Raw genomic sequence first — 24,906 nt, 5'->3', positions numbered from 1 at the left:
ACGTCAGAAGTTGACCGACACCTTGCCGTAGTAATAGCCGCCGTTGATGCCATAGGGCGCGGTGGTGATCGGCGTGCGCCAGATGCTGCCGCCGGTCTGGTTCGGGTCGGACCAGGGCGCCTTGATGTTGAACAGATTGTTCGCGCCCGCCGAAACACGCAGTCCCTTGCGGACTTGATACCCCACGTCGAGATCGATGATAAACGCCGGGGGCACCCGCTGCAGATAGAGCCCCGTGCCCGGCGTGACATAGGTGCGGGTGGCCGAATAATAAGTGCCGCGCAGATTGGTCTCGACCTTGCCCAGCGTCCAGTCGGCCCCGGTGATGACTTTGAGCGTGGGGGTGCTGCTTTCCAGCGTGGATTGCGCGGTGGCGCTGAAGGTGCTGCTGACCGGGATCAGAGCGCTGGCGCTGTAGATCTTCGTGGCCTTGGTCTGGTTGTAGGTGCCTGCCAAAGTCCAGTTCACCCGGCCCAGATCGCCGAAGTCGCTGGCATAGCTGGCCACCACATCGACACCGCGCGTCCGCGTGTCGGCGGCATTGGTGTAGATCGAGACGCCGGTGATGGTGACGGTGGGGTCCAGCGAATTGCCGTTGAGCGCGATGGCTTGCGTCACCAGCGGATAGTTCACCGACCCGCCCGAGCCATAGAGCGTGCTGGTGGCCAGAATGCGGTTGCGCACGGTGATCTGATAGGCGTCGAGCGTCAGCGTCAGGCGTGGGACCGGGCGCAGCACCAGACCCGCGCTGTAATTGGTGGATTTTTCCGGCTTCAGATTCTGGAAGCCGAGAAATTTGGCCGCCGCCGAATTGGCCGGTAGCTGCACCGTGGCCGTGGTCGGCGACAGGTTGGTGGCGGAGTAATATTCCTCCAGCAGGGTGGGCGCGCGGAAGCCGGTGTTGACTGTGCCGCGCAGGCCGAAGGCCGGGCTGAAGTCATAGCGGCTGGTCACCTTGAAGGTGGTGGTGTTGCCGAAGTCGGAATAGCGTTCCCAGCGCACCGCCGGTTCGATCAGCCATTTCTCGGTCGGATGGGCGGTGATGTCGGCATAGAGCGCGACATTGTGGCGGTTGTGATCGCCCGCATCGGTGGGGGTGAAGCCGGGATAGGCCTGCGCGCCGCCCAACTGATAGGAGGCCGGATCCCCTGCCGTAATGGCATAGATATTCTTGCGATACTCCGCGCCGAAGGCCAGCGTGAGCGGCTTGGCCAGACCCAGATCGATGTCGCGGTTGAAGTCGGCATTCAGCGACCATTCCACCGCGCGCCACGACCCGTCATAGAAGTTCGACGGCGTGTAATGGGTGTTGACGAAAAGCTGCGAATTGGCCGCATTCAGCGTGTAGACGTCGTCGTAATCCTGACCCCAACTGCCGCTGAGGTCGAAGTTGAAGCCCGCGATCTGGCCCTTGGCGCCGCCTGTGAAGGCGAAGTCGTTTTCCTTGATGCCGATCAGCGGGATAAAGCCGTTGGGGGCGAACAGGATGGCGTCGCTGGCGCCGAGCGTGCCGGCCACGCCCAGGACAGAGGAGGCGATCACACGGTCGGGCAGGCGCACATTCTGCTGTGAATTGGCCACTTTGCGCGAATAGCTGCCGAAGCTGTAAAGCTGCACATCGCCCAGATCGTAACCGGCATTGTATTGCAGATTGGTCAGATGGGTGCGCGCGTCCCCGGTGATCGGATTGACATTGGGGAAACCGGGCAGCGCGCTGTAGAGCGCCTTTTGCGCCGGGCTGAGCGTGGAGAGCAGATTGCCATTGGAATTCACCACCCGCTTGTCCAGCCCGCTGGTCACGCTGTAATCGTGATAGCGGTGGAAGGCGGTGATGTTGAGGAAGCCACGGTCCCCCAGCTTCGTGCCCAGATTGAGCCCGACGCCCCCGGTCAGCCCCCCAGTGTCGTAATAGGAGCCGACACTGCCATCCAGCGTGCCGCCATGGTCCTTGTTTTTCAGGATGATGTTGATCACGCCCGCGATGGCGTCGGAGCCATATTGCGCGGCGGCACCTTGTTCCAGCACCTCGATATGGTCGATCGATTCCGGGCTGATGAGGTCGAGGTCGGCGGCCGCGCTGCCGCCGAAGGCACCACCGCTGACGCCGAAATTGGCGGTGCCGTGGCGCCGCTTGCCGTTCACCAGAACCAGCGTGTGATTGGGGCTGAGACCGCGCAGCCTTGCGCTCAAGGTCAGGTTGGAGGTGTTACCGCCGAAGTTCTGGGCGCTGAAGGAGGGGATCAGCTGCGCCAGTTCCTGCGTGACGCTGGGCTGGCCGACCTTGCCCAGCGCGTTGCCGTCCAGCACCTTGATCGGCGTGGGGCTTTCGGCCTGGGTGATGCCGCGCGCACGGGTGCCGGTGACGATGATGGCCGAGCCGGTGTCGTCTCCGGCTGTGGTCGCGGGATCGGTAAGGCTTGGTGCCGTGCTGGCCAGTGCGCTCTGTGCCGCCAGGGCCAGCGTGGTTGCCGCCAGTGATGTGAATGGTCGTGCGACCTTGTGTCTTGCGGTCATCAATGCCTCCGTTCGTCCAAAGTTGGGCGAAAAGTCGGCGGAAATGACGGATGTGGAACCGATTATAATTTATTATGACCGAATATCATAAAATGATGTCGGATATTGCTGGGCGGAAAAAGGTTTCGTGATGGCGATTGGTTGGATCGCTTTCTTTGGGCTGCGATGCACAAGACGTAATGTTTCCGATGTTTCATGGGAGATACAGGCCTTCACATGGCACCTGTCCCTGGCATTGCGATGTGCTCGCTCGCCGTAAGGGGGATATTTGCACTGCTCATGTGAAGGGGCATGCCTTTCCGGCGTTGTAGAAATTGTTTATATCCTAGTTTAAAAATAGGAATTAAGGTCCGGGTCTTTTCACGGTGCCACCTGCTTCAGGCAACGGGCCGGAATGGCGCGATTTTGTCGCCTTTGCGCCTGGTCGAGTCAGCCAGGGTTAACACTGGGTTTGCGATATTGCGCTCCGGCTTTCGCCGCCGTCAGCCTGCTACTCCGACAGGTTGATCCGGCCACAGCCGCCCAGTGTTGCATAGATCCCAAGCGTCACCGACGATCCCCGGTATGGCTTCCCAGGACGGACCCCAAAACGGACCTTCGCCGTCAGCGCCCTGACTTGAAAGGAAGCATCCATGAAAATTCTGTCGGGCCATGTTGCAAGCATGATCGCGGGGCTGGCGCTGATCTGCGCGCCGGTCGCTGCTCAGGCCCAGCGCGGGGGAGGCGGCCATGGCGGTGGTGGCGCCCATATGGGAGGTGGCGGCGGTTTCCGGGGCGGTGGCGGTTTTCGTGGCGGCGGTGGAGGCTTCCGTGGGGGCGGTGTCTATCACGGTGGCGGCGTCTATCGTGGCGGCGTGGTCTATCGCGGTGGATGGGGCGTGCGCGGCTATCCCGGCTGGGGCTGGGGGTATGGCTTTTATGGCGATCCCTGGCTGTGGGGATGGCCGGGCTATGGCTATTATGGTGACTATCCTGGCACTTACTACGATGCCGATCCTGTGCCTGATGAGGCCCCGCCGGTGCAGCCGCAGGGCTCGGTCAATGGTTATGTGCCGGGCAACAATGGTGCCGCGCCGCCGTCTTCGGCCTGTGGCAACTGGCAATGGGGTGCCGATCAGCAGTATCACTGGGTTGCCGCCAATGGCTGCCAGTAAGCGGGGCGCTATGCTGGTGTTGGGGGCGGCGATGACCTTTGCCGCCCCGGCCTGGAGCCAGAGCGTCGGCGTGACTTCGGTGCAGAAGCTGCATGACTATCTGCGTCTCACTCCTCAGCAGGAGGTAGGCTGGCAGGCCTATCGCGCACAGGCAGAGATGCCCAACCACGCGCAGGAGCGGCGGCGCAGCGCCGCCGGGCTGTTTCCCACGCTCTCCGCGCCGCAGCGCATGGAGCTGATGGAGGCCGAGATGAAGCAGGAGATGGCCGACCTCCACCAGCAGGCGCAGGCGTTGCGCAGCTTCTATGCCACGCTCACGCCCGAGCAGCAGAAGGTGTTCGACATCCAGACCCTGCCGCCCGCGCAGGCTGCCAAGGCGCCATGACCGGGGCGCCTGACGGCCGGCTTTCGTGATTGTCCCTAGGTCCGGGATGCGCTCGCCTTTACCAGACGGACCCTAGAATGGGCGCCTGTCTGCAACCGGGTGATCGCGAGCATGTTCTGGCGCAAGGAGAAGCCGTCCCTCGAAATGAGCCTGGCCAAGGGGCTGTTCGAGCTGTCGCCCGATGGACTGCTGCTGATCCAGAATGGCGTCTTTGCCACCTGCAACGAGGCCTGCGCCAGCATCTATGGCTATAGCCGCGAGGAGATGATCGGACGTACCCCGGAGGACTTTTCCGCGCCGGTGCAGAGCGACGGGCGCCCTTCGGCCGATCATGTCCCCGAACGCCAGCGCGAGGCGCGCGAAAAAGGCATGTCGCGCTTCGAATGGCTGAATCTTGATCCGCATGGCAATATTGTGCGGATTCTGGTGACGCTGATCCCCACGCAGCTCGATGGGGTGAATTCCATTCTGGTGATGATCCAGAATCTGGCTGAAACCGCGGCGGTGATCGACGAGCTGCGCCATGGGCTGGGCGAATTGTCGCGCGGGAATCTGACCTGCCATCTCGATCGCCCGTTTCGCGCCGATTACGAGGGACTGCGCGAAAGCTTCAACAGCACCGCCGCTGCTTTCGCCGCCTCGATGAGCAAGGTGCAACTGACCGCCGAACTGGTAGCGCGCAGTGCCGAGGATATCCAGCAGGCTGCTCAGGATGCCTCAAGCCGGGCCTCGGTGCAGTCGATCAAGGCCGAAGCCACCGTCGAGGCGCTGGGCGAGATCGGGGCTGCCATCGCGCAATCGGCCAGTTCCGCGACACAGGCCAATGCGCTGGTGAGCGAAACCCGGCGTCAGGCCGAGGATTCCAGCGCGGTGATGACCAGCACCGTCGAGGCCATGGCTGCCATCGAGCATTCCTCGCGCGAGATTGCCGCCATCGTCAGCGTGATCGACGGCATTGCCTTCCAGACCAATCTGCTGGCGCTCAATGCGGGGGTCGAGGCGGCCCGCGCCGGAGAAGCCGGGCGCGGCTTTGCCGTGGTTGCGACCGAGGTGCGTGCGCTGGCCCAGCGCAGCGCCGATGCGGCACGCGACATCAAGGGGCGCATCGCTGGATCCGCCGCGCAGGTGGCGCAGGGCGTGACTTTGGTCACCCAGACCGGCGAGGCGCTGCTGAGCATTGCCGAGGGTGTCGCCCAGATCAGCGAGGTGATGAGCCGTATCGCCTGCGACACCAACGATCAGGCCAAGCGCCTGCGCGAGGCCAATGGCACGGTCAGCGAGATGAACCAGATCACGCAGGGCAATGCGGCCGCCTCGCAGGAAACCAGCGCCGCCGCGCAAGGGCTGGCGGCGCAATCCGATGCGCTGATGCAGGAGCTGGCGCGGTTTCGCGCGGGGGATATCACCTCGGGCGGCCCGACGCGCTTTGGCCGGATCAGGCGGGTGGCCTGACAGCACTCAGGGCAGGTTTAATGTTCCCCTGCCGGGCTGTGATCAGTGCGGACCCCAGTGGTTGTCGTCATGATAGCCGCCATGATCATGGTCGTCGCGATGGTCGCGGTCATGGCCATAGCCGCCGCGGTCCCAGCGGGGGTGACGGTGGTCATCGTCACAAGCCGCCAGTGTGCCGATGGCCAGCATCATGATGCCCAGAGCCATGGGGCGTGTCAGTTTGCGCAGCATGTCTGCCTCCTTGCAGAAAACGGAAGGGCTCGCGCGCTGCTGCCAGCGTGCGAGCCCCATCCTCTTAAGCAAACTGTTGAGCGGCGATGATGTTTCATCCACCGCAAACACCCCGGCGTCCCTTCCGCACGGGGGCTGAGTTTGTCCTACTGCTTGACCACCGGCAACAGCACTGCGCTCTGGCCATCGGGGCCGTGTTCCAGCGTGATGGTGGCCTTCTGGAAATCCTCGGGCTTGGCGAAGAAGATGTTGGGCACATAGGTCTGCGGGTTGCGGTCATAGAGCGGGAAGAGCGAGGACTGGATCTGCACCATGATCCGGTGGCCCGGCTTGACCGTATAGTTCACCGTGGGCAGGCGGAACTTGTACTCCTGCACCTGACCCGCCGGAACCGCGGCAGGCTTGTCGAAGCCGTCGCGATAACGGCCACGGAAGATGTCGAGGCTGATCGGCAGTTGATAGCCGCCCAGCTCGGGCTGCTCGGCATAGGTGGGCGGATAGACGTCGATGATCTTCACCACGAAATCGACATCGCTGCCGGTGGTGCGGGCGAAGAGATCGACGAAGGGCGCACCCTCCAGCCGCACGTCATGGTCGAGCACCGGGGTCTGGTAGCTGAGCACATCGGGGCGCGTCGAAACGAAGCGCTGATCCTGCACCAGCCAGGCGGCCCAGCTGGGGTGATCGGCGAAGCGTGCGGGCAGGGGCTCGAAGGGCACCGGCTTGGCGGGGTCGGAAACGTAGCTGTCCGCGCCGCTGGCCTGCTGCGTGCCAAGGCCGTTGCCGGTCTGCAGGTAGAAGGGCGTGAGGCCGCTCTGGGGCACGCCGGGCCATTGCGCGAAGCTGTCCCAATGCTTTTCAGCCGGATTGTAGATCATCGCCGAGGGCTGGGGCGTGGCGGGCGCGCGGTCCTTCAGATAGGTGTCGAAGAAGGGGATCAGCGTGTCGCGGCGGAAATCGGCAGCGGTGTCGCCCGGCCATTTCAGCGCGCCAAGGCTCTCCGCGCTGCGGTTGACCTGACTGTGATACCATGGACCCATCACCAGATGGTTGTTGTCATGGCCCGCGGCCTTCAGCGCCTCATAGCTGTGGACCGCGCCATACATATCCTCCTGATCCCACAGACCCTGCAACCACAGGGTGGGCACGGTGGAGGGCTTGGCGACCACCTGCTTGTCCAGCGCCTGATCCTGCCAGAAGCTGTCATAGGCCGGATGGCTGGAGAGGCGGTTCCACCAGGGCAGCTGCTTGAAGCCGTTGGTGGTGGCCCAGGCGCCCGCCGTGCCGGCATCGAGGAAGGCCTGATAATCGTCATAGCTGCTGCGCGGCACGGCTTCGCCCTTGCCGGTCTTGCTGCTTTGCTCAGTGAAATAGTCGAGGTTGATCTGGCGGAAGGCGCCGTAATGGAACCAGTCGTCACCCATCCAGCCATCGATCATCGGGCTTTCGGGCGCGGCGGCCTTGACGGCGGGGTGCGGCCCCAGCAGCGCCATCGTCACCGTCCAGCCATCATAGGAAGAGCCGATCAGGCCGACCTTGCCATTGGATTCAGGCAGATTTTTTACCAGCCAGTCGACGGTGTCGTAGGAATCGGTGGTGTCGTCGGTCTTGCTGTCATTCATCGGCCCGCGCGGGGGGCGCGTCATGATGTAGGGCCCTTGCGAGCCATATTTGCCGCGAATGTCCTGATAGACGAAGATGTAGCCATCATCGACCCATTCGCGGTTGGCGGACCACACCGCGTCGCGCAGATGGGGGATGTTGGGCTTGAGGAAGCTGTTGGCGTCGTAGGGCGTGCGCTCCATCAGCATGGGCAGGCCTTTGGCGCCCTTGGGGATGGCGATGATGGTGTGCAGCTTCACCCCGTCGCGCATGGGGATCATCACCTCGCGGAGGTTGTAATCGTAGCCGGTGCGGGGGGCTTCCCATTTGGCGGGGATGTCGCTGGCCTGCTGGGAGGTTTCCGCTTTGGCGGGCTTGGCCTGAGCAGCGAAAGGGGTGAGGCCCAGCGCCAGCACGGAGCAGGCAGCCAGCGCAAGACGCGCGGAGAGTTTCGGCATGAATGAAACGCCTTTGAAAGGGGGGAGCAAAAGGGCGATGAACCACTATGGAACGCGTCGTGAGACGTGACAATCCGTGTTCATGCCCGGCGCGATTTTTGCCCCGATTTTACGATTGCAGGCTGGATCGCCTGCTCGCTTAGCCTTGCCCGTTCAGCATGCGCTCCACCTCGGCCAGCAGGCCGTCGCGCTGATAAGGCTTGTCGAACACCGCCTGGAACAGCTCGGGCTTTTCGCGGGCGATGCCGCCTTGCGCGCCGCTCACCAGAATGATCGGGATGTCGGCCAGAGCGGCATCGGCATGCATCGCCTCGGCCAGCTCCAGTCCGGTCATGATCGGCATCATGAAATCGGTGATGAGCAGCGCGGGCCTGGCCTGCCGCATCAGGGCAAGCGCGGCCTGCCCATTGGGCGCGGTCTGCACCTCATGCCCTTCGTCCTCGAGCATGTCGGCCAGCATGACCGCGAGGAAATATTCGTCATCGGCGACAAGGATCAGCGCCATGTCAGGGGCACCTCCGTCCGGTCACGGCGCTTCAGCCGTCGATCGGATCAACGGAGGAGGCGGCCAGCTCATGATGCAGCGAGGCCCCGATCGCCAGCCCCCCTTCGGCAAAGTCGATGAGGTGAGCGGCGGAATCGAAGTTCCCGTCCCTGACTTTCTGGACTGAGATCGACCTGACAAGGCGATGGTCCTCCTCGACCTGGCGCAGAAGGATCATGTTATCCAGAATGGCTGACAGATCCCGTGCCGGCGCGGTGACATCGGTTCCCACGATTTCGCGGATTTCCCAGGTCGCCAATGTTGTAACGCCGAGCGCGCGCAAGCGATCCACCAGGCTGGCGAAAAATTCGATCAGGCGAGGGCGGTGATGCGCGGCGCGCTCGAAACCGCCGAAGCCGTCGATAAACAGGCGCTTGACCCCCAGCTTCTGCACCTGACCCAGCAACTGATCGCCCAGCTTGTCGAGGATGTTGTCCGACAGAGAGGTCCAGTGCAGCGTCAGTTCGGGGCTACCGCTGGAGGGCAGGGCGATGCCCAGCGAACGTGCCTTGGCATAGAGGCGATGCGGCGTCTCGAAGAAGCCGAAATGCAATCCCGGTTCCTCGACGCTGGACTGCGAGAGGAAGTGCAGGCCCAGCGTGGTCTTGCCGCCACCGGTTGGCCCGGCGATCAGCGTGACCGAGCCGCGCGGAATACCGCCGCCCAGCAGCGTGTCCAGCTCGCCAAGGCCCGAGCCGACCCGGCCCGTGGCGGGTTCCAGCGAAGCGATGGCGGGATCGGCCAGCGCCTCCAGCCGGGGATAGACGGTGATGCCACTATCGCTGATCTCGAATTCGTGAAGCCCGCCGATCGCCTTGCTGCCGCGCGACTTGCGGATCTGGATCTGCCGCAAGGAGCGCACGCCCGCCAGCGTATCGGTCAGTTCGACCACGCCGTCGACCATCGTATGCTCGGGGCTGATCTCCTTCACGCTGGAGCTGGTGAGGAACAGCACGCTGCAGCCCACGAACGCCGCCTGACCCTGAATTTCGGCCACAAAGGTCTTCACGTCGAAATCGGTCTCGGCGCGGTCGCGGGCGTTGAGCAGCCCGTCGAAGACCAGCAGGGTGGCGCCCTGCCGCTTGGTTTCGCGGCGCAGCAGCTTGACCACCGCGTCCAGCCCTTCGTCGCGCAGGGTCTGGAAGACGCTGACATAGGTGATGTCATTGCCCAGCTTGGACCGGTCGAAGAAGTCGAGCACGTCGAGGGCCTGGAACAGCCGCTCATGGCTTTCGGCCAGCAGCGTGACATAGAGCACCTTGCCGCCGTCGCGAAGATGGCTGAAGGCGATCTGGTTCGACAGGATCGTCTTGCCCGCGCCCGGCTGGCCCTGGATGATGTAGGAGGCGCCCGCGATAAAGCCGCCCGCCAGAATCTGATCCAGCCCACTGATCCCGGTCGTCAGGCGAGACATGTCGTGCATCGGTGGTCTTTCTCAAAAGGCGCCCGTCCTGAACATGCAGACCGGCAATCATCCGCTGCCCGTCCTACAGCAGCGGCGGGGGACGTAAAGAGCATTTGCATGGTGTCACCCGCTCACCGGTTGGCCGGAAGGGCGGGCGGGGTTTCGCGCGGAGGTCAGCCGGCCGTTTCTGCGAGCAGCTTGGCGGTTTCGGCGCTCGACCAGTCATGGCCGCCGACAAGGCGCCACACCTCGCGCCCCTGCGCATCGTAATAGACGGTGGTGGGCAGGGTGGTGGCGGCGTATTTGGTCGAGGCCTCGCCCTTGGGGTCGATCAGCGTCGAGAGATGGGTCAGGTTCTTGCGCTCCCAGAAGGCCTTGACCTTGGTGGCGGCGGAGCCATCCTCGCCGCTGTCCTGAGAGATTTCAACCACGCGCAGCGAAGCCGCCTTGTCACCGGCCAGCTTGTCCAGCGTGGGCAGTTCAGCGACGCAGGGCGCGCACCATGTCGCCCAGAGATTGACCAGCAGCGGCTTGCCCTTGAGCGAAGCCAGCGCCACAGGCTTGCCGTCCAGCCCGCTGACCGTGAGATCCGGGATGGGGGTGCCGCGATGGGTGCGGTCGAAACCGCTTGCCGGGGCGGCTTCTGCCGAATTGGGCGATGAATTGGCCGGGGAGACCGACTCCGCCTGTTGCGTCGCAGCGCCGCTTTGCCTATCGCAGCCGCCAAGTAACGGCATGACCAGCATAGATCCGAGGACGACGCGCGTGAGTGAAGGGCAAGACAGCAAGGCAGGCTCCAACCAGATGTGGGGCGGGCGCTTCGCCGAAGGGCCCGCGGCAATCATGCGTGAGATTAACGCCTCGATCCCTTTCGACAAGGCCCTGTGGAAGCAGGATATTGCCGCCAGCAAGGCGCATGTCGCGATGCTGGGCGCTCAGGGCATTGTTTCGGCTGAAGATGCCGCCACGATTGCGCAGGGTCTGGACAAGGTCGCCGAGGAATATGCGGTGAACGGCGTCCCGGAAAACTGGGACCTTGAAGACATTCATATGACCACTGAAAGCCGCCTGGCCGAGCTGGTCGGCCCGGTGGCCGGGCGCCTGCACACCGCGCGCAGCCGCAACGATCAGGTGGCGACCGATTTCCGTCTCTGGGTGCGTGATGCCTGTGACAGCGCTCTGGTCGGCCTCAATGCCCTGCAAAAGGCGCTGGTGACGCGGGCTGGCGAACATGCCCACAGCATCATGCCCGGCTTCACCCATCTGCAGACCGCGCAGCCCGTCACGCTGGGCCACCATCTGATGGCCTATTACGAGATGGCCAGCCGCGACGTTTCGCGCTTTGCCGATGCGCGTGCGCGCATGAACCGCTCGCCGCTGGGCAGCGCGGCACTGGCGGGCACGGGCTTCCCCATCGACCGTTTCGCCACGGCTTCGGCGCTGGGTTTCGACAGCCCCACCGACAACAGCCTCGATTCGGTCTCGGACCGCGATTTCGCGTTGGATTATCTGATGGCGGCGGCTCAGGCCGCGCTGCATCTCTCGCGCCTGGCCGAGGAGTTCATCATCTGGGCCTCGCAGCCCTTCGGCTTTGTCACCCTGCCTGATTCGCTGTCCACCGGCAGCAGCATCATGCCGCAGAAGAAGAACCCCGACGCCGCCGAGCTGGTGCGCGGCCACAGCGGGCGCATCATCGGCAGCCTCACCAGCCTGATGATCACCATGAAGGGCCTGCCGCTCGCCTATTCCAAGGATATGCAGGACGACAAGCCGCCGGTCTTCGAGGCCGCCAGCCTGCTCACCCTGTGCCTCGCCGCCATGACCGGCATGGTGGAAAGCACCAAGTTCCGCACCGACCGCATGCGCAAGGCGGCGGAACTGGGCTATGCCACCGCCACCGATCTGGCCGACTGGCTGGTCCGTCAGGCCAACATCCCTTTCCGTGAGGCCCATCACATCACCGGCGCCGCCGTGAAGCTGGCCGAAACCAAGGGCGTTGCGCTCGACCAGCTCAGCCTTGCGGAACTGCAGGCCATCGATCCGCGCATCGATGAAGGCGTCTTCCCGGCGCTCTCGGTCGAGGCTTCGGTGGCCTCGCGCGCCAGCCATGGCGGAACCGCCCCGGTTGAGGTAGAGAAGCGCGTCGTCCAGGCCCGCACGGCTCTTGGCCTCTAAAGTCTGCGCAAAAGCGAAAGGAAAGCCCATGCGTCTGACCGTCCTTCGCCCGATCCTGCTGGTGGCAAGCCTTGCCGCCCTGTCGGGCTGCGGTCAGATGGCAGAGCTTAAACCCCGGCAGGGGCACCATCTGCCGGTCGCCCCTTACGGCCGCCCCTATCAGTCCAATGCGAACGAGCTGCTGAAGAACACCTCGCAGAACCGGCCCGATCGCAATGTCGAACTGCATACGCGCAGCGAGCCGCGTTCCGACGATCCCTTCGATCTGCCGCCCAAGGAAGATGTGCACCCCTGAGCGGGCCTGACTGTCCGGGCGGCGGACCCTTTTAAACAAATTTCAGGAAGATCCTGACCGATGGACCATTTCTCTTATCAGACCGGCATTCTCCATGCCGAGGATGTCGCCCTTTCCGATGTCGCGGAAGCCGTGGGCACGCCCTGCTACGTCTATTCCAGCGCCACGCTGCGCCGCCACGCCCGTGTCTTTGCCGAGGCGCTCTCGATCCTGCCCTCGGTCCACATCGCTTTCGCGGTGAAGGCCAACCCCAACCTCGCCGTGCTGCGCCTGCTGGCCAGCGAGGGCTATGGCGCCGATGTGGTCTCCGCCGGCGAGATGGACCGCGCGCTGAAGGCCGGCATCGCCCCCGAGCATGTCGTCTTCTCCGGCGTGGGCAAGACCGCCGATGAACTGACCCGCGCGCTGAAGGCGGGCATCGGCCAATTCAACCTCGAATCCGAGGAAGAGGGCGTCGAGCTGGCCGAAATCGCCGCCGCTCTGGGCCTGACCGCCAGCGCTGCGCTACGCGTGAACCCGGATGTGGATGCAGGCACTCACGCCAAGATCTCCACCGGCATGGCCGAGAACAAGTTCGGCGTGGCCTATGATCGCGCCGCCGGGATCTATGGCCGTCTGTCGGCGCTGCCGGGCCTGAAGATGCGCGGTCTTGCCGTGCATATCGGCAGCCAGCTCTCGCGCCTCGAACCGCTGGAGGACGCCTTCACCAAGATGGGTGAACTGATGCGCGCCATCCGCGCCCAGGGCGACACCATCACCCATATGGATCTGGGCGGCGGCGTCGGCGTGCCCTACAAGCCCGGCGACAGCTTCCCCAGCCCGCAGCAATACGCCGCCATGATCGCGGGCGTCACCGCCGACTGGGGCGTCACCCTGATGTTCGAGCCGGGCCGCATCATCGCGGGCAACTCGGGCGTTCTGATCACCCGCGTCGTCCGCGTGAAGGAGGGCATCACCGCCCCCTTCGTGGTGGTGGACGCCGCCATGAACGACCTCGCCCGCCCGGCGCTGTACGGCGCATGGCACGATTTCCTGGCCGTGAAGCCCGATGGCGGCACCTTCACCGCGAACATCGTGGGGCCTATCTGCGAATCCTCGGACACCTTCGCCATGGGCCGCCAGATCGACACGGTGAAGGCCGGTGACCTCGCCGTGTTCCGCACCGCTGGAGCTTACGGCGCCACCATGGCCAACACCTACAACAGCCGCGCGCTGGTGCCCGAGGTGATGGTCGAGGGCGACAAGTGGGCCGTCGTGGCCAAGCGTATCGATCCTGCCACGATTCTGGCGGCGGAAGATGTGCCGGAGTGGTTGAAGTAAGATAGAAAAGCGAGGGGGTTACCCCCTCGCGCTCCCATAACGTCTTCCGGCGATAGTGCAGGGATGACCTGCCGTGTGCGCCCCACCTATCCACCTGCGCGACATAAAGCGCCGCAGGCAGTGCTAATCATGGAATGAAGGCCTGCGGCGCGGCAAGCTGAGCGCAAGGCCGAACCCGTGGCGCAACGCGGACAGTAAAGGGAGCGCGAGGGTGATGACCCTCGCATTTCCCCTTAACTTTCTCTCCCTTCACCTTTTTCGCTGCCCACAAGCCCCTTTCCCCCACACTCTCTTTCCCCTAAGCGGCCCCATGCCCAAGAATGCCCGCCTTTCCAGCCTGGCCGATCTGGCCGATGCCAAGCTTTGCCCCCGCCTTGTGATCAAGGTCGGTTCGGCGCTGTTGGTGGACAAGGAAGGCCCACGCCGCGCCTGGCTGACCGATCTGGTCGCCGAGATCGCGCAGGCCAAGAAGCGCGGTCAGGATGTGATCGTGGTGTCTTCGGGCGCGATTGCGCTGGGCGCGCGCAAACTCAAACTGGACAAGGGCGGACGCGGCAGCCTTGCCGATGCTCAGGCCGCGGCGGCTGTGGGCCAGATCGCGCTCTCGGGCCTGTGGGCCGAGCTGCTGGGCGCGCATGGGCTGACGGCAGCGCAACTGCTGCTGACGCTTGAGGATCTTGAAGACCGCCGCCGCTATCTCAACGCCACGGCGACGCTGACGCGGCTGCTCGATGCGGGCGCGGTGCCGGTCATCAACGAGAACGATTCGGTCGCCACGCAGGAAATCCGCTTTGGCGACAACGACCGCCTTGCCGCCCGCGTGGCTCAGGCGGCGCGTGCCGATGCGGTGCTGCTGCTCTCGGACGTTGATGGCCTGTACGATCGCCATCCGTCCGAACGGGGCGCGCAACTTCTGCCGGTGGTGACGGGCGTGACGGACGAGATCCGCGCCATGGCCAGCCCGGTGTCGGGCAGCGGCATGGGCTCAGGGGGCATGATCTCCAAGCTGCAGGCCGCCGAGATCGCCGAGCTGGCGGGCATTGCCCTCGCCATCGGCAATGGCACCAAGGACAAGCCCATCGCCCGCGTGATCGAGCAGGGCATCGCCACCTTGTTCCTGCCCCGCGCCTCCCGCGCCCGCAGCGCCGCGCGCAAGGCATGGCTGGGCGGGCGTTTGCGCCTGAAAGGCACGCTGGTGGTCGATGCGGGCGCCGTGCGCGCTCTGGGCGAGGGCGCCAGCCTGCTCGCCGCCGGGATCACCGCTGTGGAGGGCCAGTTCCAGCGCGGCGATGCCGTGGCGATCAAGGCGCAGGATGGCATGGTCATCGCCCATGGCCTCTGCGAATATGACGCTGGCGAATGCGCCTCCCTGCTGGGCCGCCAGTCCGCCGAGCATGCCGCGATTCTCGGCTATGCCCCGCGCCCGGCCATCGTTCATCGCGACCAGTTGGTGATGGTATGACCGCGCCCCTGCTGGCGCTGACCGGTGGCACGGGTTTTGTCGGGCAAGCGGTGCTGGATGAAGCCGCGCGCTGCGGCATGCAGGTGCGCGCGCTGGCCCGCCGCCCCATGCCCGATATGCCGGGTGTCGACTGGGTGCAGGGCGACCTCGATGACCGCCGCGCCCTTGCCGCCCTGATGCGCGATGCCGAGGCGGTGCTGCATGTGGCGGGGGTGGTCAACACGCCCGATCCCGAAGTGTTTACCCGCGCCAATGTCACCGGCACGCTCACCATGCTGGAGGCCGCGCTGGCCGCTGGTGTGCCGCGCTTTATCTTCGTCTCCTCGCTCTCCGCGCGTGAGCCCGATCTGTCGGCCTATGGCGCCTCCAAGGCCCGCGCCGAGCATATCGTCAAGGCCAGCGGCCTAGACTGGACCATCGTGCGCCCGCCCGCCATTTATGGCCCGCGCGACAAGGAGATGTTCGAACTTTTCCGCGCGGCGAAATATGGCGTGGTGCCGGTGCCTGCCGGAGGGCGCGCCTCCATCGTTCATGTCGAGGATCTTGCCCGCCTGCTGCTGGCCCTGCTGCCGGGCGGTGAAGAGGTCACCAGCCAGACTTTCGAGCCCGACGATGGCATCCCCGAAGGCTGGGCCCATGATGATCTCGCCCGCGCCATCGGCGGCGCCATGGGGCGCCGAGCGAAGGTGCTGCAACTCTCGGAGCGTTTGATGCGCTGGGGCGCCAGCCTTGATGGCACCTTCCGCGGTGCGAAGGCCAAGCTGACTCAGGATCGCGTGGGTTATATGACACATCCCGATTGGGTGGTCTCGGCCGAGGCCCGCGTGCCTTCGAGTATCTGGGAGCCAGCTATCGATACGCGCAGCGGACTGGCCTCAACTGCCGAGTGGTATCGGCGGGAAGAGTGGCTGTAGGTTTTTCAGAGAAGTAGAAGATGCGAGGGGGTTACCCCCTCGCGCTCCCATGACGTCTTCCGGCGATAGGGCAGGGGTGTCTGAAGCCTTGCACTTAAACTCTCCACCTGCGCCACAGGAAGCGCCGCAGGCAGTCAGTGTCTTTGAATAAAAGCCTGCGGCGCGGCAATCTGGGCGCCAGGCCGAACCCGTGGCGCAACGCAGACAGTAAAGGGAGCGCGAGGGCGATGGCCCTCGCATCTTTCCTTAAACCTTAAAACGCCGGCTCATACCCCGGAGGCAGATCGTCGCTCTTACCCGCGACATGGATGCCGCACTCGGTCTTGTCCCACCCGCGCCAACGCCCGGAACGGGGATCTTCACCGGGAGCCACCTTGCTGGTGCAGGGCGCGCAACCGATCGAGGGATAGCCCTGCGCCACCAGAGGATGCGCGGGCAGATCATGCTCGGCGAAATAGGCGGCGATGCGGGCGGCGTCCCAATCGATCAGGGGATTGACCTTTAGGCGGCCCGCGGCGTCGGACTTGTCCAGCTCGAAGCGGGGCAGACCGGCGCGGGTGGCGGCCTGAAAGCCCTTGCGGCCGGTGACAGTGCTGTCGAACGAAGCCAGCGCCTTGGCCAGCGGGATAACCTTGCGGATCTCGCAGCAGCCGTCCGGGTCGTAAGACCAGCGCAGGCCTTCCTTGTCCTTCTTCGCCAGCACCTCCTCATCGGGGTACAGGTTGACAAGGCCCGTCAGGCCGAGGCGCTCGGCCAGTTCGTCGCGATAGGCCAGCGTTTCGGGGAAATGCTTGCCGGTTTCGAGGAACAGCACGGGCACCGCAGGATCGATGCGCGAGGCCAGATGCAGCAGCACCGCACTGTCCGCGCCGAAGCTGGAGACCAAGGTGGTGTTGCCCGCCACCTTGTCCACCAGCACCGCGCGCAACACGTCTTCCGTGCTCGCCTCGGCAAAGCGCAGGTTGAGCGCCACCGCATCCGCCTCGGTGAAGGCGGCGGCGGTGTCGATCCGGTCGATGATGCGCTGCTGGCTGGCCATGGGATCAGAGTCCGTGACGCAGCGCCCAGATGGGCTTGCGGCCATCGACCACCGTAGCCTGATAGACCTCTGGCCAGGTGTTGAAGGCGGTCTCGGCTTCCACCGGGTCCAGCACGGTGGCGGGCGCGATGGCATCGAAGCCGACGCGGCGCAGGTGCGTCAGCATGTCCACGCCGATATCGCCCACGGCGCGCAGTTCACCGGTGTAGCCCGCCTCGCGCAGGATGCGGGCCGAGGAGAAGCCGCGCCCGTCGGTGAAGGCGGGGAAGCTCACCTCGACCAGCGAGAGGCGGTCGAGATGGTCCAGCAGCAAGCGCGCGTCCTCGCCGGGCTCGATGCGGACGGCGGTGCTGTTGGTGTCCTCGCCAAAAGCGGAGAGGGCGACGACGGGGGCGGAGGCCGCCTCATCGCGGAACAGGAACTGGGGATCAGCCATAGATCACCTCCTTGAAGGGCGCCATGCCGAGGCGGCGATAGGTGTCGAGGAAGCGCTCGCCATCCTGACGCTCGGCCAGATAGAAGTCGGTGACCTTGTCGATGGCATCGACAATGCCGTCTTCGCTGAAACCGGGGCCGGTGATCTGGCCCAGCGAGGTGTCGGCCGCCTCGCTGCCACCCAGCAGCAGCTGGTAGTTTTCGGTGCCCTTGCGGTCCACGCCCAGGATGCCGATGTGGCCCGCGTGGTGATGACCGCAGGCGTTGATGCAGCCGCTGATCTTCAGCTTCAGCTCACCCAGCGTCTCTTCCTTGCCGTTGGCGGTGAAGCGCTCGCTGATCTTCTGCGCCACGGGGATCGAGCGCGCATTGGCCAGCGAGCAATAGTCGAGGCCGGGGCAGGCGATGATATCGGTGATGCTGTCCAGATTGGCGGTGGCCAGATCGGCGGCGACCAGCTTCTCCCACAGGGTGAAGAGATCGGCCTTGCGGACATGGGGCAGCACGATGTTCTGGGCGTGAGTGACGCGCAGTTCATCGAAGCTGTAGGCCTTGCCCAGCGCGGCCATCTCGCGGATCTGGCCCGCCGTGGCATCGCCGGGGATGCCGCCGACGGGCTTCAGGCTGATGGTGGCGATGATGTAGCCGGGCACCTTGTGAGGCGCGGTGTTGGCCTTCACCCAGCGGGCGAACTTGGGGTTTGACAGGTCGAGATCGTCCGACAGGCCGGCCTCGAAGGCGGGATCGGCGAAATGGGCCTTGATCCGCTCCAGCTCGGCCAGCGGCGGCTCGATGTCCTGCGTGAGGAGATGCGCGAACTCCTCCTCCACCTGGCGGGTGTACTCTTCCAGACCCAGCTCATGGACCAGGATCTTGATGCGCGCCTTGTACTTGTTGTCGCGGCGGCCATAGCGGTTGTAGACGCGCAGCGCGGCTTCCGCATAGGTGATGAGCTGGTCGAGCGGCACGAAGGCCTTGGCCAGCGGCGCGATGAAGGGCGTGCGGCCCATGCCGCCGCCGATGTAGAAGGCGCAGCCGATCTCGCCCGCATCGTTGCGCACCATCTGGATGCCGATGTCATGCAGCTTCATGGCGGCGCGGTCGGTGTCGCTGGCGATGACGCAGATCTTGAACTTGCGCGGCAGGGCCAGGAATTCCGGATGGAACGAGGACCACTGGCGCAGCAGCTCGGCATAGGGACGCGGATCAATGATCTCGTCCGGCGTGGCGCCCGCATACTGGTCCGACGAGATGTTGCGGATGCAGTTGCCGCTGGTCTGGATGGCATGCATCTCGACCTTGGCCAGATCGGCCAGAATGTCGGGCGTGTCTTCCAGCTTGATCCAGTTGTACTGGATGTTCTGGCGGGTGGTGAAATGGCCATAGCCGCGGTCATAGGTGTCCGCGATGTCGCCCAGCGCATGCATCTGCGCGCTGCTCAGCGTGCCATAGGGCACGGCGACGCGCAGCATATAGGCGTGAAGCTGGAGATAGAGCCCGTTCTGCAGGCGCAGCGGGCGGAACTTCTCCTCGCTCAGCGTGCCTTCGATGCGGCGGCGGGTCTGGTCGCGGAATTCGGCGACGCGGGCATCGACCATGGCCTGGTCGTATTTGTCATAGGCGTACATTACAGCACCCGATCAGGCGTGGCGGAGGGATCAAGCGACAGGTCGAGGCGCACCGTGGGCCCAAGGGCGCGGATACGCTCCTTGATATGGGCGGGGCGAATGCCTGCGTCGGTCTGCTCGGCGTCGATGGTGTAGGCGCCGTTGACGCGGCGGGTGGCCTCTTCCTCGGCGATGATGGCGGCGGCATCGGCCTCCACGGCCACGGCTTCGTTGACATGCAGGGACCAGCCCTTGCCGTCCCACCAGGTGACGGCGCCGCTTTTCAGGTCATTGCCTGTGATAATCTTCACGCTTCGGCCTCCACTGCCCCAGTCGTTACTGCGTTTGCGATGTGTTGATCTTCCAGCGCGGTGATCGCGCCGATGATGATGAGCGCCGGGCTGACCACATGGTGATCGGCGACCAGCCTGCCAAGCCCCGCCAGCGGACCGCGCAGCACCCGCATTTCGGGGCGCGCGGCGTTTTCCACCACGGCGACGGGGGTGTCGGGCGCCAGGCCGTCGGCCATCAGCTTGTCGGCGATGGGGTCGGCGTTGGCCAGCCCCATATAGATCACCAGCGTGCGGCCATGCCCGGCAAGGCCCGCCCAGTTCTGCTCGGAGAGCCCCTTGCACTGGCCCGCCACAAAGCTGACCACGCTGGCCGCATCGCGATGCGTCAGCGGCAGTTGCGCGGCGGCGGCGGCACCGATGGCGGCGGAAATGCCGGGCACAACCTCGACAGCGACACCGGCGGCGCGGGCGGCTTCGGCTTCCTCGCCGCCGCGCCCGAAGACGAAGGGATCGCCGCCCTTCAGGCGCACCACGTCGCGGCCGGCCAGCGCCTCGCTGACCAGCAGGGCGTTGATCTCTTCCTGAGGCATCGAATGGCGGCTGCGGCGCTTGGCGACCGAGATCAGTTTGGCGCTGGCCGGGGCCATCGCCAGAATGCGCGGATCGACCAGCCCGTCATGGACGATGATCTTCGCGCCCATCACAAGCCGCGCGGCGCGCAGCGTGAGCAGGTCGGGATCGCCGGGACCGGCACCGACCAGCCAGACCTTGCCATAGGCGCCATGCGAGGAGGAAGAGGGGTTCATGGCGCCCCCTTGGTCCTCTCCGCATCCAGATGAAAGGCAGATTGGCTATGTGTGGAGGTAGGGAATCTTGTGTCGAGGCTTTGTGGGCAGGTCACCCTTCAGCCCACACCGCGAAAGCCCGCGTCATATCCTCGATCAGATCCTGGGGGTCTTCCAGTCCGATGGCCAGACGTACCGCGTAACGGTCGCCGGAATCGAGACCGGGCAGCGGCCATGCCTCGGGCTTGCGGATGCGTGCGGGATCGACGGGCGTGGCCAGACTTTCAAAGCCGCCCCAGCTATAACCGATGCCGAAGAGGTCCAGCGCATCGATAAAGCGGTCGCGCGATCCGCTGGTGCCGCCCTTGAAGACGAAGCTGAACAGCCCGCAGCCGCCGGTGAAGTCGCGCTTCCACAGATCATGGCCGGGCGATCCGGGCAGCATCGGGCAGAGCACGCGGGCCACTTCGGGGCGGGTTTCCAGCCAGGCAGCCAATGCCAGCGCGGTGGCAGTCGACTGCTTCAGCCGCACGCCCATGGTGCGCAGGCCGCGCAGCGCCAGCGCCGCATCGTCGGGCGAGACGACATTGCCCAGCATCTGCGCGCGGCGGCGCAGGCGGTCGTACCATTCCGCGCCCGCCGAGGCGCTACCCATCATCAGGTCGCTGTGCCCGCCGACATGCTTGGTCAGCGCCATCAGCGTGATATCCACGCCCATCGGCAGGCTGGCGAGACCCAGCGGACTGGCCCAGGTGTTGTCGAGGATCGAGGTGATGCCATGTTCGCGGCACAAGGCGATGATGGCGGGCAGGTCATGCACCTCCATCGTCAGGCTGCCGGGCGATTCCAGCAGCACGGCTTTCACGCGGGGGCAAAGCTGGGCGGTGAAATCCTCGACGCCATCGGGCGCGAACCAGCGGGTTTCCACGCCGAACTCGGCCAGCAGGCCCTTGGCCAGCGAGCGGCTCGGCTCATAGGCATTGTCGGTCATCAGCAGCACGTCGCCGGGCTTGAGCACCGTGAGCAACACGCCCGCGATCGCCGCGACGCCGCTGGGATAGAGCACCGTGCCCGCCGCGCCGGGTTCGAGCTGGGTCAGAGCCTCGGCCAGCGCCCATTGGGTGGGGGCGCCGCGACGGCCGTAATAGAAGCGGCCATCGGCATTCTGGCCGGTTTCGGCGCGCAGCGCGCTCATGTTCGGATAGAGATGCGTCGAGGCGCGCCACACCGGCGGGCTGACCACGGCGGCGGGATGAGCGCCGGTGCCGGTCCATTCGTCGCGGCGCCCGCTGGTCACCAGCTTGGTGGCGGGGCGCTGCTCGTCATCGAAACTCATGCGTGTGCTTTCAGTGCGAAATCGCGGGGGAGGCGCCGGTTTCCTTGGGCGTCTGCGGATCGGCGCCCCATTCGGCCCAACTGCCGTCATAGAGCGCGACATCACTCTTGCCGACCAGATGCAGCGCGAAGATCAGCACGCAGGCCGTGACGCCGCTGCCACAGGAAGTGACGATGGGGCGGGACAGATCAACGCCAGCATCCTCGAAGGCGGCGCGGATGCCCGCCTTGTCCTTGAAGGTGCCGTCGGCGTTATAAAGCTGGGTGTAGGGCAGGTTGAGCGCGCCAGGAATATGGCCAGGCTGCATCCCCGCGCGCGGTTCGGGCGCCGTGCCGGCATAGCGGGCCGCGCCGCGCGCATCGACCACCTGCTCGGCCCGCGACTGGATGTTGGCCAGCATCTGGGCCTTGGACCGCAGCGATTTCGCATTGTGCCATGCGGTAAAATGGCGTTTGCGCAGATCGATCGGCTCGGCGGTGAGGGGGCGTCCCTCGGCCTTCCATTTGGCGAGGCCTCCGTCGAGGATCGCCACATTCTGCGCTCCGAACAGCTTCAGAACGAACCATGCCCGTGCCGCGCTGTGGATCGCCGAATCATCGTAGAGCACGATGCGGCTGCCGTCGCCAAGACCCAGCAGGGCCATGCGGCTGGCGAATTTCTCGGGCGAGGGCAGGGTGTTCTCGACCGGCGCGTCATCGTCGATCAGGCCCGCCAGATCCATGAAGATCGCGCCGCAGATATGCCCCGCCTCGAACTCGGCGCGGGCGTCGCGCTTCGCATCGGGCAGGTGGCTGCTCGCATCGATGATGCGCAGATCGGAGGTGATGCTCTCCCCCGCCAGCCATTCGGTGCTTACCAGACTTTCCATGACCCTGCGCGCGCCTCCGTTCGCTGCGACTGCGAAGGGATTACGAGCCTGAGCCGCGAACCGCAATGGCGCTGATGCGCTTTTTGTCGGTTCTGTTGCAGGATCCGCCCAATCCCTTGTTGTGTTGCCCTTTTCAGGCCTCTTCCAGCGGAGGCAGGACGCGGGTGGCCAGGGTTCCGGCCACGACGGGGCCGCCATCCAGCCGGAACGGGGCAAAGGCGGCCTGCTGATGGGCTGCATCGCCCACCATCAGGCAGAGCGACGTGGCGGCGGGGAGAGGATTGCCCTCCTCCACGATCCGCTCGGCCTCGACACTGAGGGTGACGAGCGGCACGAAAAGCTCGGCGGCGCCCACGCGCATCGGGGCGATGGCGGCAAGCGGCAGGTGAAGCTGGCCGCGCACCTCGATGCTCTCGCCGGGGCTGAGCATCATCAGCCGGTGCAATTCCACCTTGCCGGGGGCGGCATCCGGAGCGGCGGGCGCTTCCTCGTCAGGAATCTCTGGGCGGGGCATGGCGGGGCCGTCCGGGGTGGCGTGATCCTCGTCCGGGATATCCTCCGTTGGCGGCTGCTCGGCCTGTTCCGCCTCTGCCACATCGCTCGAGGTGCCGGAGGCAGGCTCGATGGCTTCCTCCGCCTCGTCCTTCAGCGCGAACTGCGGGTTGGGCTGGAAGGCCACGGCGGAGCGCGGCGGGGCAGGCGGCTCGGGCGCGACGGGGCTGGGCGCGACCTCGGGTTCGGGCTGCTGCTCTTCCTCCTCGGAGGCGGCTTCCATCCTGCCGTTGATCGCCAGCGGGCCGAGCGGCTGCTGGCTGATGTTGGTCACCGTCAGGCGATAGCGCAGGGTCGCCTCGGACAGGGTGGTGGCAAAGCGTGTCGGTTCGAAATCGAGCGACAGTTCCTCAACCGGCGCGGCATGGAAGGGGGCAGGCTCGAACACCGGAGCAGGCGGGGCAGGAGGCGCGGCCACAACCACCGGTTCCGTGATGACCGGCGCGGCATCGACCACAGGTTCGGCAGGCGGTGGCGGGGCCGGGGCGATGGCGCTGTCCTCGGTTTCGGGCGCCTCGGCTGCGGCTGCCTTGCTCTTGCGACGCCACAGCAGCCAGCCGGCCAGACCACCCAGCAGCGCGGTGACCCCCAGGGGCCATTGCGGGAGCGATTCCTCGACGGGGGCAGGCGCGACCACAGGCTTGGGCGCGGGCAGGCGCGGCGTCGGGCTGGGGACGGGCTTCGGCGCGGCGACGGGCGTTGCCGAAGGCTGGGGCGAGGGTGCCATTGTCGGCGTGGCCGAGGGCGACGGCGCGGGAGACGGCGAGGCGACCGGCACGGGACTGGGCGAGGCGACCGGCTTGGGCGCGGGTTTGGCCGGAGGCACGGGCGTCGGGCGCACGACCGGCGGCGTTGCCTTGGCCACCGGAGCCACCGGGGCGGGGCGAGCCGCATGTGTCGGCCTGGCCGTGGGCTCCGGCGCGGGCTTCTCGTGTCGCGGGGCTTCATGCCGGGGCGCTTCCGGCTGCTTTTCCGGGGCCTTGGGCTTGGCGTGAACCTGCGGGGAGGGTGTCGGCGTCGGGGTGAAGATCGGCGCGGGCTCGATTCGCGGGGCCGGTTGGCTCGTGCTGCTCTGGGCGCCGGTCTGCGCGGTCGGCTGGGCGTGATAGCTGCCCGACCAGTCGCCGATCGATTGTCCCCATGCGCCAGGAGCAACCGCCACGGCACTGGCCATGGCGCCCATGATCGCCCCCCGCATCGCCCCTCTTCGTAACATCATGCCTCCGCTTGCCCCGTTATGAACACTATAAGACGCCAGTTTCTTCGCCCCAACCCGTGGATACTGCGTAATTATCCGGTTGTCTGCCCTTCTCTCGACCGGTCGCCCCGAGGGCTTTCACGCTTGCGGCTGCGCGCAGTTGGCGGCATGAGCAGATGCATGAGCGATCCCCTTGACGCAAACACCCCCGCCGCCCCTCACGATACGCCGCATTACGCGCAGGGCGCCCTTCACCTCGGCCAGAGCAGCCGCCTGCCGGATTCGCCGGAGGAAGCGCAGCTTGACTATGTGCCCAATCCGCGTGTCGGCTCGCTGTATCTGGTGCGCTTTGCCGCGCCCGAGTTCACCTCGCTGTGCCCGGTGACCGGCCAGCCCGATTTCGCGCATCTGGTCATCGATTATGCGCCCGGCGAGACGATCGTCGAATCGAAGTCGCTGAAGCTGTTTCTCGGCTCCTTCCGCAACCATGCCGGTTTCCATGAGGATGTGACCGTCGGCATCGGCCAGCGCCTGTTCGACGAGATGAAGCCGCGCTGGCTGCGCATCGGCGGCTATTGGTATCCGCGCGGCGGCATTCCCATCGATGTCTTCTGGCAGTCGGATGCGGCGCCCGCCGGGCTCTGGGTGCCCGATCAGGGCGTGGCCTCCTATCGCGGTCGCGGCTGAGTAGGGCTGGCGCGCCGGGTGGTGTGATGGCACTTTGTCGCGTCTTGGCAGGCTGACCATGCGGGAGCAGTTTTACGGTCGGCCTGTCACGCAAATGCAATGCAACTGTCACATGGCTGCACGCCCCATGCTGACCGTTGGCCAGACGCTTCTGGCCAGAAGATTCAGACTGCACCGGCAGGATGCCAAGCCAGG

Annotated in this window: 23 protein-coding genes; 9 read left to right on the top strand and 14 right to left on the bottom strand. The window is 65.6% G+C overall.

Translation table 11 applies throughout. From position 1 onward, the window contains the following. Positions 1 to 3: 3 nt before the first annotated feature. Positions 4 to 2,514 carry a TonB-dependent receptor gene (locus tag ABDW49_RS16530; RefSeq protein ID WP_343613167.1) on the bottom strand — a complete coding sequence of 837 codons (2,511 nt, stop codon included), beginning with the start codon at positions 2,512 to 2,514 and terminating at the stop codon, positions 4 to 6. Between the two features lie 632 nt (positions 2,515 to 3,146). Between ABDW49_RS16530 and ABDW49_RS16525 the strand changes: the two genes are divergently transcribed. The 3 genes from ABDW49_RS16525 to ABDW49_RS16515 all read left to right on the top strand — a co-directional run bounded on the left by ABDW49_RS16525 (position 3,147) and on the right by ABDW49_RS16515 (position 5,505). Then, the gene (locus ABDW49_RS16525; RefSeq protein ID WP_343613165.1) at positions 3,147 to 3,668 is read left to right on the top strand and encodes a hypothetical protein; all 522 of its coding nucleotides are present in this window, start codon (positions 3,147 to 3,149) and stop codon (positions 3,666 to 3,668) included. Next, complete coding sequence (locus ABDW49_RS16520; protein ID WP_343613163.1) at positions 3,655 to 4,053, top strand: Spy/CpxP family protein refolding chaperone; 399 nt, start codon at positions 3,655 to 3,657, stop codon at positions 4,051 to 4,053. Before ABDW49_RS16525 ends, ABDW49_RS16520 begins: the two co-directional genes overlap by 14 nt. A 111-nt stretch (positions 4,054 to 4,164) precedes the next feature. Further along, positions 4,165 to 5,505 carry a methyl-accepting chemotaxis protein gene (locus tag ABDW49_RS16515; RefSeq protein WP_343613161.1) on the top strand — a complete coding sequence of 447 codons (1,341 nt, stop codon included), beginning with the start codon at positions 4,165 to 4,167 and terminating at the stop codon, positions 5,503 to 5,505. Between the two features lie 42 nt (positions 5,506 to 5,547). On the opposite strand, the gene ABDW49_RS16510 is transcribed toward ABDW49_RS16515, so the two are convergent. The 5 genes from ABDW49_RS16510 to ABDW49_RS16490 form a co-directional block, all read right to left on the bottom strand. Then, positions 5,548 to 5,736, bottom strand: coding sequence for a hypothetical protein (locus ABDW49_RS16510; RefSeq protein WP_343613159.1), 189 nt, complete (start codon positions 5,734 to 5,736; stop codon positions 5,548 to 5,550). 146 nt (positions 5,737 to 5,882) lie between these two features. Continuing rightward, positions 5,883 to 7,796: a CocE/NonD family hydrolase gene (locus ABDW49_RS16505; protein ID WP_343613157.1), complete on the bottom strand. Its 1,914-nt coding sequence runs from the start codon at positions 7,794 to 7,796 to the stop codon at positions 5,883 to 5,885. A gap of 139 nt (positions 7,797 to 7,935) precedes the next feature. Next, entirely contained in the window at positions 7,936 to 8,301 is a 366-nt protein-coding gene (locus tag ABDW49_RS16500) for a response regulator (protein ID WP_343613155.1), read from the bottom strand. Between the two features lie 31 nt (positions 8,302 to 8,332). After that, positions 8,333 to 9,763 (bottom strand): ATPase domain-containing protein, encoded by a 1,431-nt coding sequence (locus ABDW49_RS16495; protein WP_343613154.1) that lies wholly within the window; start codon positions 9,761 to 9,763, stop codon positions 8,333 to 8,335. 155 nt (positions 9,764 to 9,918) lie between these two features. Continuing rightward, the gene (locus tag ABDW49_RS16490; protein ID WP_343613152.1) at positions 9,919 to 10,482 is read right to left on the bottom strand and encodes a TlpA family protein disulfide reductase; all 564 of its coding nucleotides are present in this window, start codon (positions 10,480 to 10,482) and stop codon (positions 9,919 to 9,921) included. A gap of 67 nt (positions 10,483 to 10,549) precedes the next feature. Between ABDW49_RS16490 and argH the strand changes: the two genes are divergently transcribed. The 5 genes from argH (at position 10,550) to ABDW49_RS16465 (ending at position 15,911) form a co-directional block, all read left to right on the top strand. Beyond that, on the top strand, positions 10,550 to 11,920 hold the full coding sequence (argH, locus tag ABDW49_RS16485; RefSeq protein ID WP_343614336.1) for an argininosuccinate lyase: 1,371 nt from the start codon (positions 10,550 to 10,552) through the stop codon (positions 11,918 to 11,920). A 28-nt stretch (positions 11,921 to 11,948) separates the two neighbouring features. Continuing rightward, positions 11,949 to 12,215 (top strand): hypothetical protein, encoded by a 267-nt coding sequence (locus ABDW49_RS16480; protein WP_343613150.1) that lies wholly within the window; start codon positions 11,949 to 11,951, stop codon positions 12,213 to 12,215. Between the two features lie 60 nt (positions 12,216 to 12,275). Beyond that, a complete protein-coding gene (gene lysA / locus ABDW49_RS16475) occupies positions 12,276 to 13,535 on the top strand; it encodes a diaminopimelate decarboxylase (protein WP_343613149.1) in 1,260 nt (419 codons plus the stop codon). Positions 13,536 to 13,845: 310 nt separating this feature from the next. Beyond that, positions 13,846 to 14,997: a glutamate 5-kinase gene (gene proB, locus ABDW49_RS16470; RefSeq protein ID WP_343613148.1), complete on the top strand. Its 1,152-nt coding sequence runs from the start codon at positions 13,846 to 13,848 to the stop codon at positions 14,995 to 14,997. After that, a complete protein-coding gene (locus ABDW49_RS16465) occupies positions 14,994 to 15,911 on the top strand; it encodes an NAD(P)-dependent oxidoreductase (protein ID WP_343613146.1) in 918 nt (305 codons plus the stop codon). The genes proB and ABDW49_RS16465 overlap by 4 nt, the downstream gene beginning before the upstream one ends. A gap of 253 nt (positions 15,912 to 16,164) precedes the next feature. Here ABDW49_RS16465 and ABDW49_RS16460 read toward each other — a convergent pair whose 3' ends face one another. The 8 genes from ABDW49_RS16460 to ABDW49_RS16425 all read right to left on the bottom strand — a co-directional run bounded on the left by ABDW49_RS16460 (position 16,165) and on the right by ABDW49_RS16425 (position 24,024). Beyond that, positions 16,165 to 16,950 (bottom strand): phosphoadenylyl-sulfate reductase, encoded by a 786-nt coding sequence (locus tag ABDW49_RS16460; RefSeq protein ID WP_343613145.1) that lies wholly within the window; start codon positions 16,948 to 16,950, stop codon positions 16,165 to 16,167. A gap of 4 nt (positions 16,951 to 16,954) precedes the next feature. After that, entirely contained in the window at positions 16,955 to 17,386 is a 432-nt protein-coding gene (locus tag ABDW49_RS16455) for a DUF934 domain-containing protein (RefSeq protein WP_343613143.1), read from the bottom strand. Continuing rightward, positions 17,379 to 19,013, bottom strand: coding sequence for a nitrite/sulfite reductase (locus ABDW49_RS16450; RefSeq protein ID WP_343613142.1), 1,635 nt, complete (start codon positions 19,011 to 19,013; stop codon positions 17,379 to 17,381). The genes ABDW49_RS16455 and ABDW49_RS16450 overlap by 8 nt, the downstream gene beginning before the upstream one ends. After that, positions 19,013 to 19,303, bottom strand: a complete 291-nt coding sequence (locus ABDW49_RS16445) for a DUF2849 domain-containing protein (RefSeq protein WP_343613141.1) — start codon at positions 19,301 to 19,303, stop codon at positions 19,013 to 19,015. Before ABDW49_RS16445 ends, ABDW49_RS16450 begins: the two co-directional genes overlap by 1 nt. Then, complete coding sequence (cobA, locus tag ABDW49_RS16440; RefSeq protein WP_343613139.1) at positions 19,300 to 20,091, bottom strand: uroporphyrinogen-III C-methyltransferase; 792 nt, start codon at positions 20,089 to 20,091, stop codon at positions 19,300 to 19,302. Before cobA ends, ABDW49_RS16445 begins: the two co-directional genes overlap by 4 nt. A gap of 91 nt (positions 20,092 to 20,182) precedes the next feature. Then, the gene (gene metC, locus ABDW49_RS16435) at positions 20,183 to 21,406 is read right to left on the bottom strand and encodes a cystathionine beta-lyase (protein ID WP_343613138.1); all 1,224 of its coding nucleotides are present in this window, start codon (positions 21,404 to 21,406) and stop codon (positions 20,183 to 20,185) included. Positions 21,407 to 21,416: 10 nt separating this feature from the next. Further along, positions 21,417 to 22,274: a 3-mercaptopyruvate sulfurtransferase gene (gene sseA / locus ABDW49_RS16430; RefSeq protein ID WP_343613136.1), complete on the bottom strand. Its 858-nt coding sequence runs from the start codon at positions 22,272 to 22,274 to the stop codon at positions 21,417 to 21,419. Positions 22,275 to 22,407: 133 nt separating this feature from the next. Beyond that, positions 22,408 to 24,024 (bottom strand): hypothetical protein, encoded by a 1,617-nt coding sequence (locus tag ABDW49_RS16425; RefSeq protein ID WP_343613135.1) that lies wholly within the window; start codon positions 24,022 to 24,024, stop codon positions 22,408 to 22,410. A 180-nt stretch (positions 24,025 to 24,204) separates the two neighbouring features. On the opposite strand from ABDW49_RS16425, the gene queF reads away from it, so the two are divergent. Next, positions 24,205 to 24,711, top strand: coding sequence for a preQ(1) synthase (gene queF, locus ABDW49_RS16420; RefSeq protein WP_343613134.1), 507 nt, complete (start codon positions 24,205 to 24,207; stop codon positions 24,709 to 24,711). The last annotated feature ends 195 nt before the right edge of the window (positions 24,712 to 24,906 follow it).

It is taken from the genome of Novosphingobium sp. (assembly GCF_039595395.1).
In the GTDB taxonomy this organism is placed as follows: domain Bacteria; phylum Pseudomonadota; class Alphaproteobacteria; order Sphingomonadales; family Sphingomonadaceae; genus Novosphingobium.
The sequence above is the reverse complement of the archived record's forward strand: the minus strand, read 5'-3'. Positions and strand labels throughout refer to the sequence as shown.

Bases quoted from the DNA above. Each gene is read 5' to 3' on its own strand.
- ABDW49_RS16530 (WP_343613167.1), bottom strand. From the start codon at position 2,514: ATGACCGCAAGACACAAGGTCGCACGACCATTCACATCACTGGCGGCA.
- ABDW49_RS16525 (WP_343613165.1), top strand. From the start codon at position 3,147: ATGAAAATTCTGTCGGGCCATGTTGCAAGCATGATCGCGGGGCTGGCG.
- ABDW49_RS16520 (WP_343613163.1), top strand. From the start codon at position 3,655: ATGGCTGCCAGTAAGCGGGGCGCTATGCTGGTGTTGGGGGCGGCGATG.
- ABDW49_RS16515 (WP_343613161.1), top strand. From the start codon at position 4,165: ATGTTCTGGCGCAAGGAGAAGCCGTCCCTCGAAATGAGCCTGGCCAAG.
- ABDW49_RS16510 (WP_343613159.1), bottom strand. From the start codon at position 5,736: ATGCTGCGCAAACTGACACGCCCCATGGCTCTGGGCATCATGATGCTG.
- ABDW49_RS16505 (WP_343613157.1), bottom strand. From the start codon at position 7,796: ATGCCGAAACTCTCCGCGCGTCTTGCGCTGGCTGCCTGCTCCGTGCTG.
- ABDW49_RS16500 (WP_343613155.1), bottom strand. From the start codon at position 8,301: ATGGCGCTGATCCTTGTCGCCGATGACGAATATTTCCTCGCGGTCATG.
- ABDW49_RS16495 (WP_343613154.1), bottom strand. From the start codon at position 9,763: ATGCACGACATGTCTCGCCTGACGACCGGGATCAGTGGGCTGGATCAG.
- ABDW49_RS16490 (WP_343613152.1), bottom strand. From the start codon at position 10,482: ATGCCGTTACTTGGCGGCTGCGATAGGCAAAGCGGCGCTGCGACGCAA.
- argH (WP_343614336.1), top strand. From the start codon at position 10,550: ATGTGGGGCGGGCGCTTCGCCGAAGGGCCCGCGGCAATCATGCGTGAG.
- ABDW49_RS16480 (WP_343613150.1), top strand. From the start codon at position 11,949: ATGCGTCTGACCGTCCTTCGCCCGATCCTGCTGGTGGCAAGCCTTGCC.
- lysA (WP_343613149.1), top strand. From the start codon at position 12,276: ATGGACCATTTCTCTTATCAGACCGGCATTCTCCATGCCGAGGATGTC.
- proB (WP_343613148.1), top strand. From the start codon at position 13,846: ATGCCCAAGAATGCCCGCCTTTCCAGCCTGGCCGATCTGGCCGATGCC.
- ABDW49_RS16465 (WP_343613146.1), top strand. From the start codon at position 14,994: ATGACCGCGCCCCTGCTGGCGCTGACCGGTGGCACGGGTTTTGTCGGG.
- ABDW49_RS16460 (WP_343613145.1), bottom strand. From the start codon at position 16,950: ATGGCCAGCCAGCAGCGCATCATCGACCGGATCGACACCGCCGCCGCC.
- ABDW49_RS16455 (WP_343613143.1), bottom strand. From the start codon at position 17,386: ATGGCTGATCCCCAGTTCCTGTTCCGCGATGAGGCGGCCTCCGCCCCC.
- ABDW49_RS16450 (WP_343613142.1), bottom strand. From the start codon at position 19,013: ATGTACGCCTATGACAAATACGACCAGGCCATGGTCGATGCCCGCGTC.
- cobA (WP_343613139.1), bottom strand. From the start codon at position 20,091: ATGAACCCCTCTTCCTCCTCGCATGGCGCCTATGGCAAGGTCTGGCTG.
- metC (WP_343613138.1), bottom strand. From the start codon at position 21,406: ATGAGTTTCGATGACGAGCAGCGCCCCGCCACCAAGCTGGTGACCAGC.
- sseA (WP_343613136.1), bottom strand. From the start codon at position 22,274: ATGGAAAGTCTGGTAAGCACCGAATGGCTGGCGGGGGAGAGCATCACC.
- ABDW49_RS16425 (WP_343613135.1), bottom strand. From the start codon at position 24,024: ATGCGGGGGGCGATCATGGGCGCCATGGCCAGTGCCGTGGCGGTTGCT.
- queF (WP_343613134.1), top strand. From the start codon at position 24,205: ATGAGCGATCCCCTTGACGCAAACACCCCCGCCGCCCCTCACGATACG.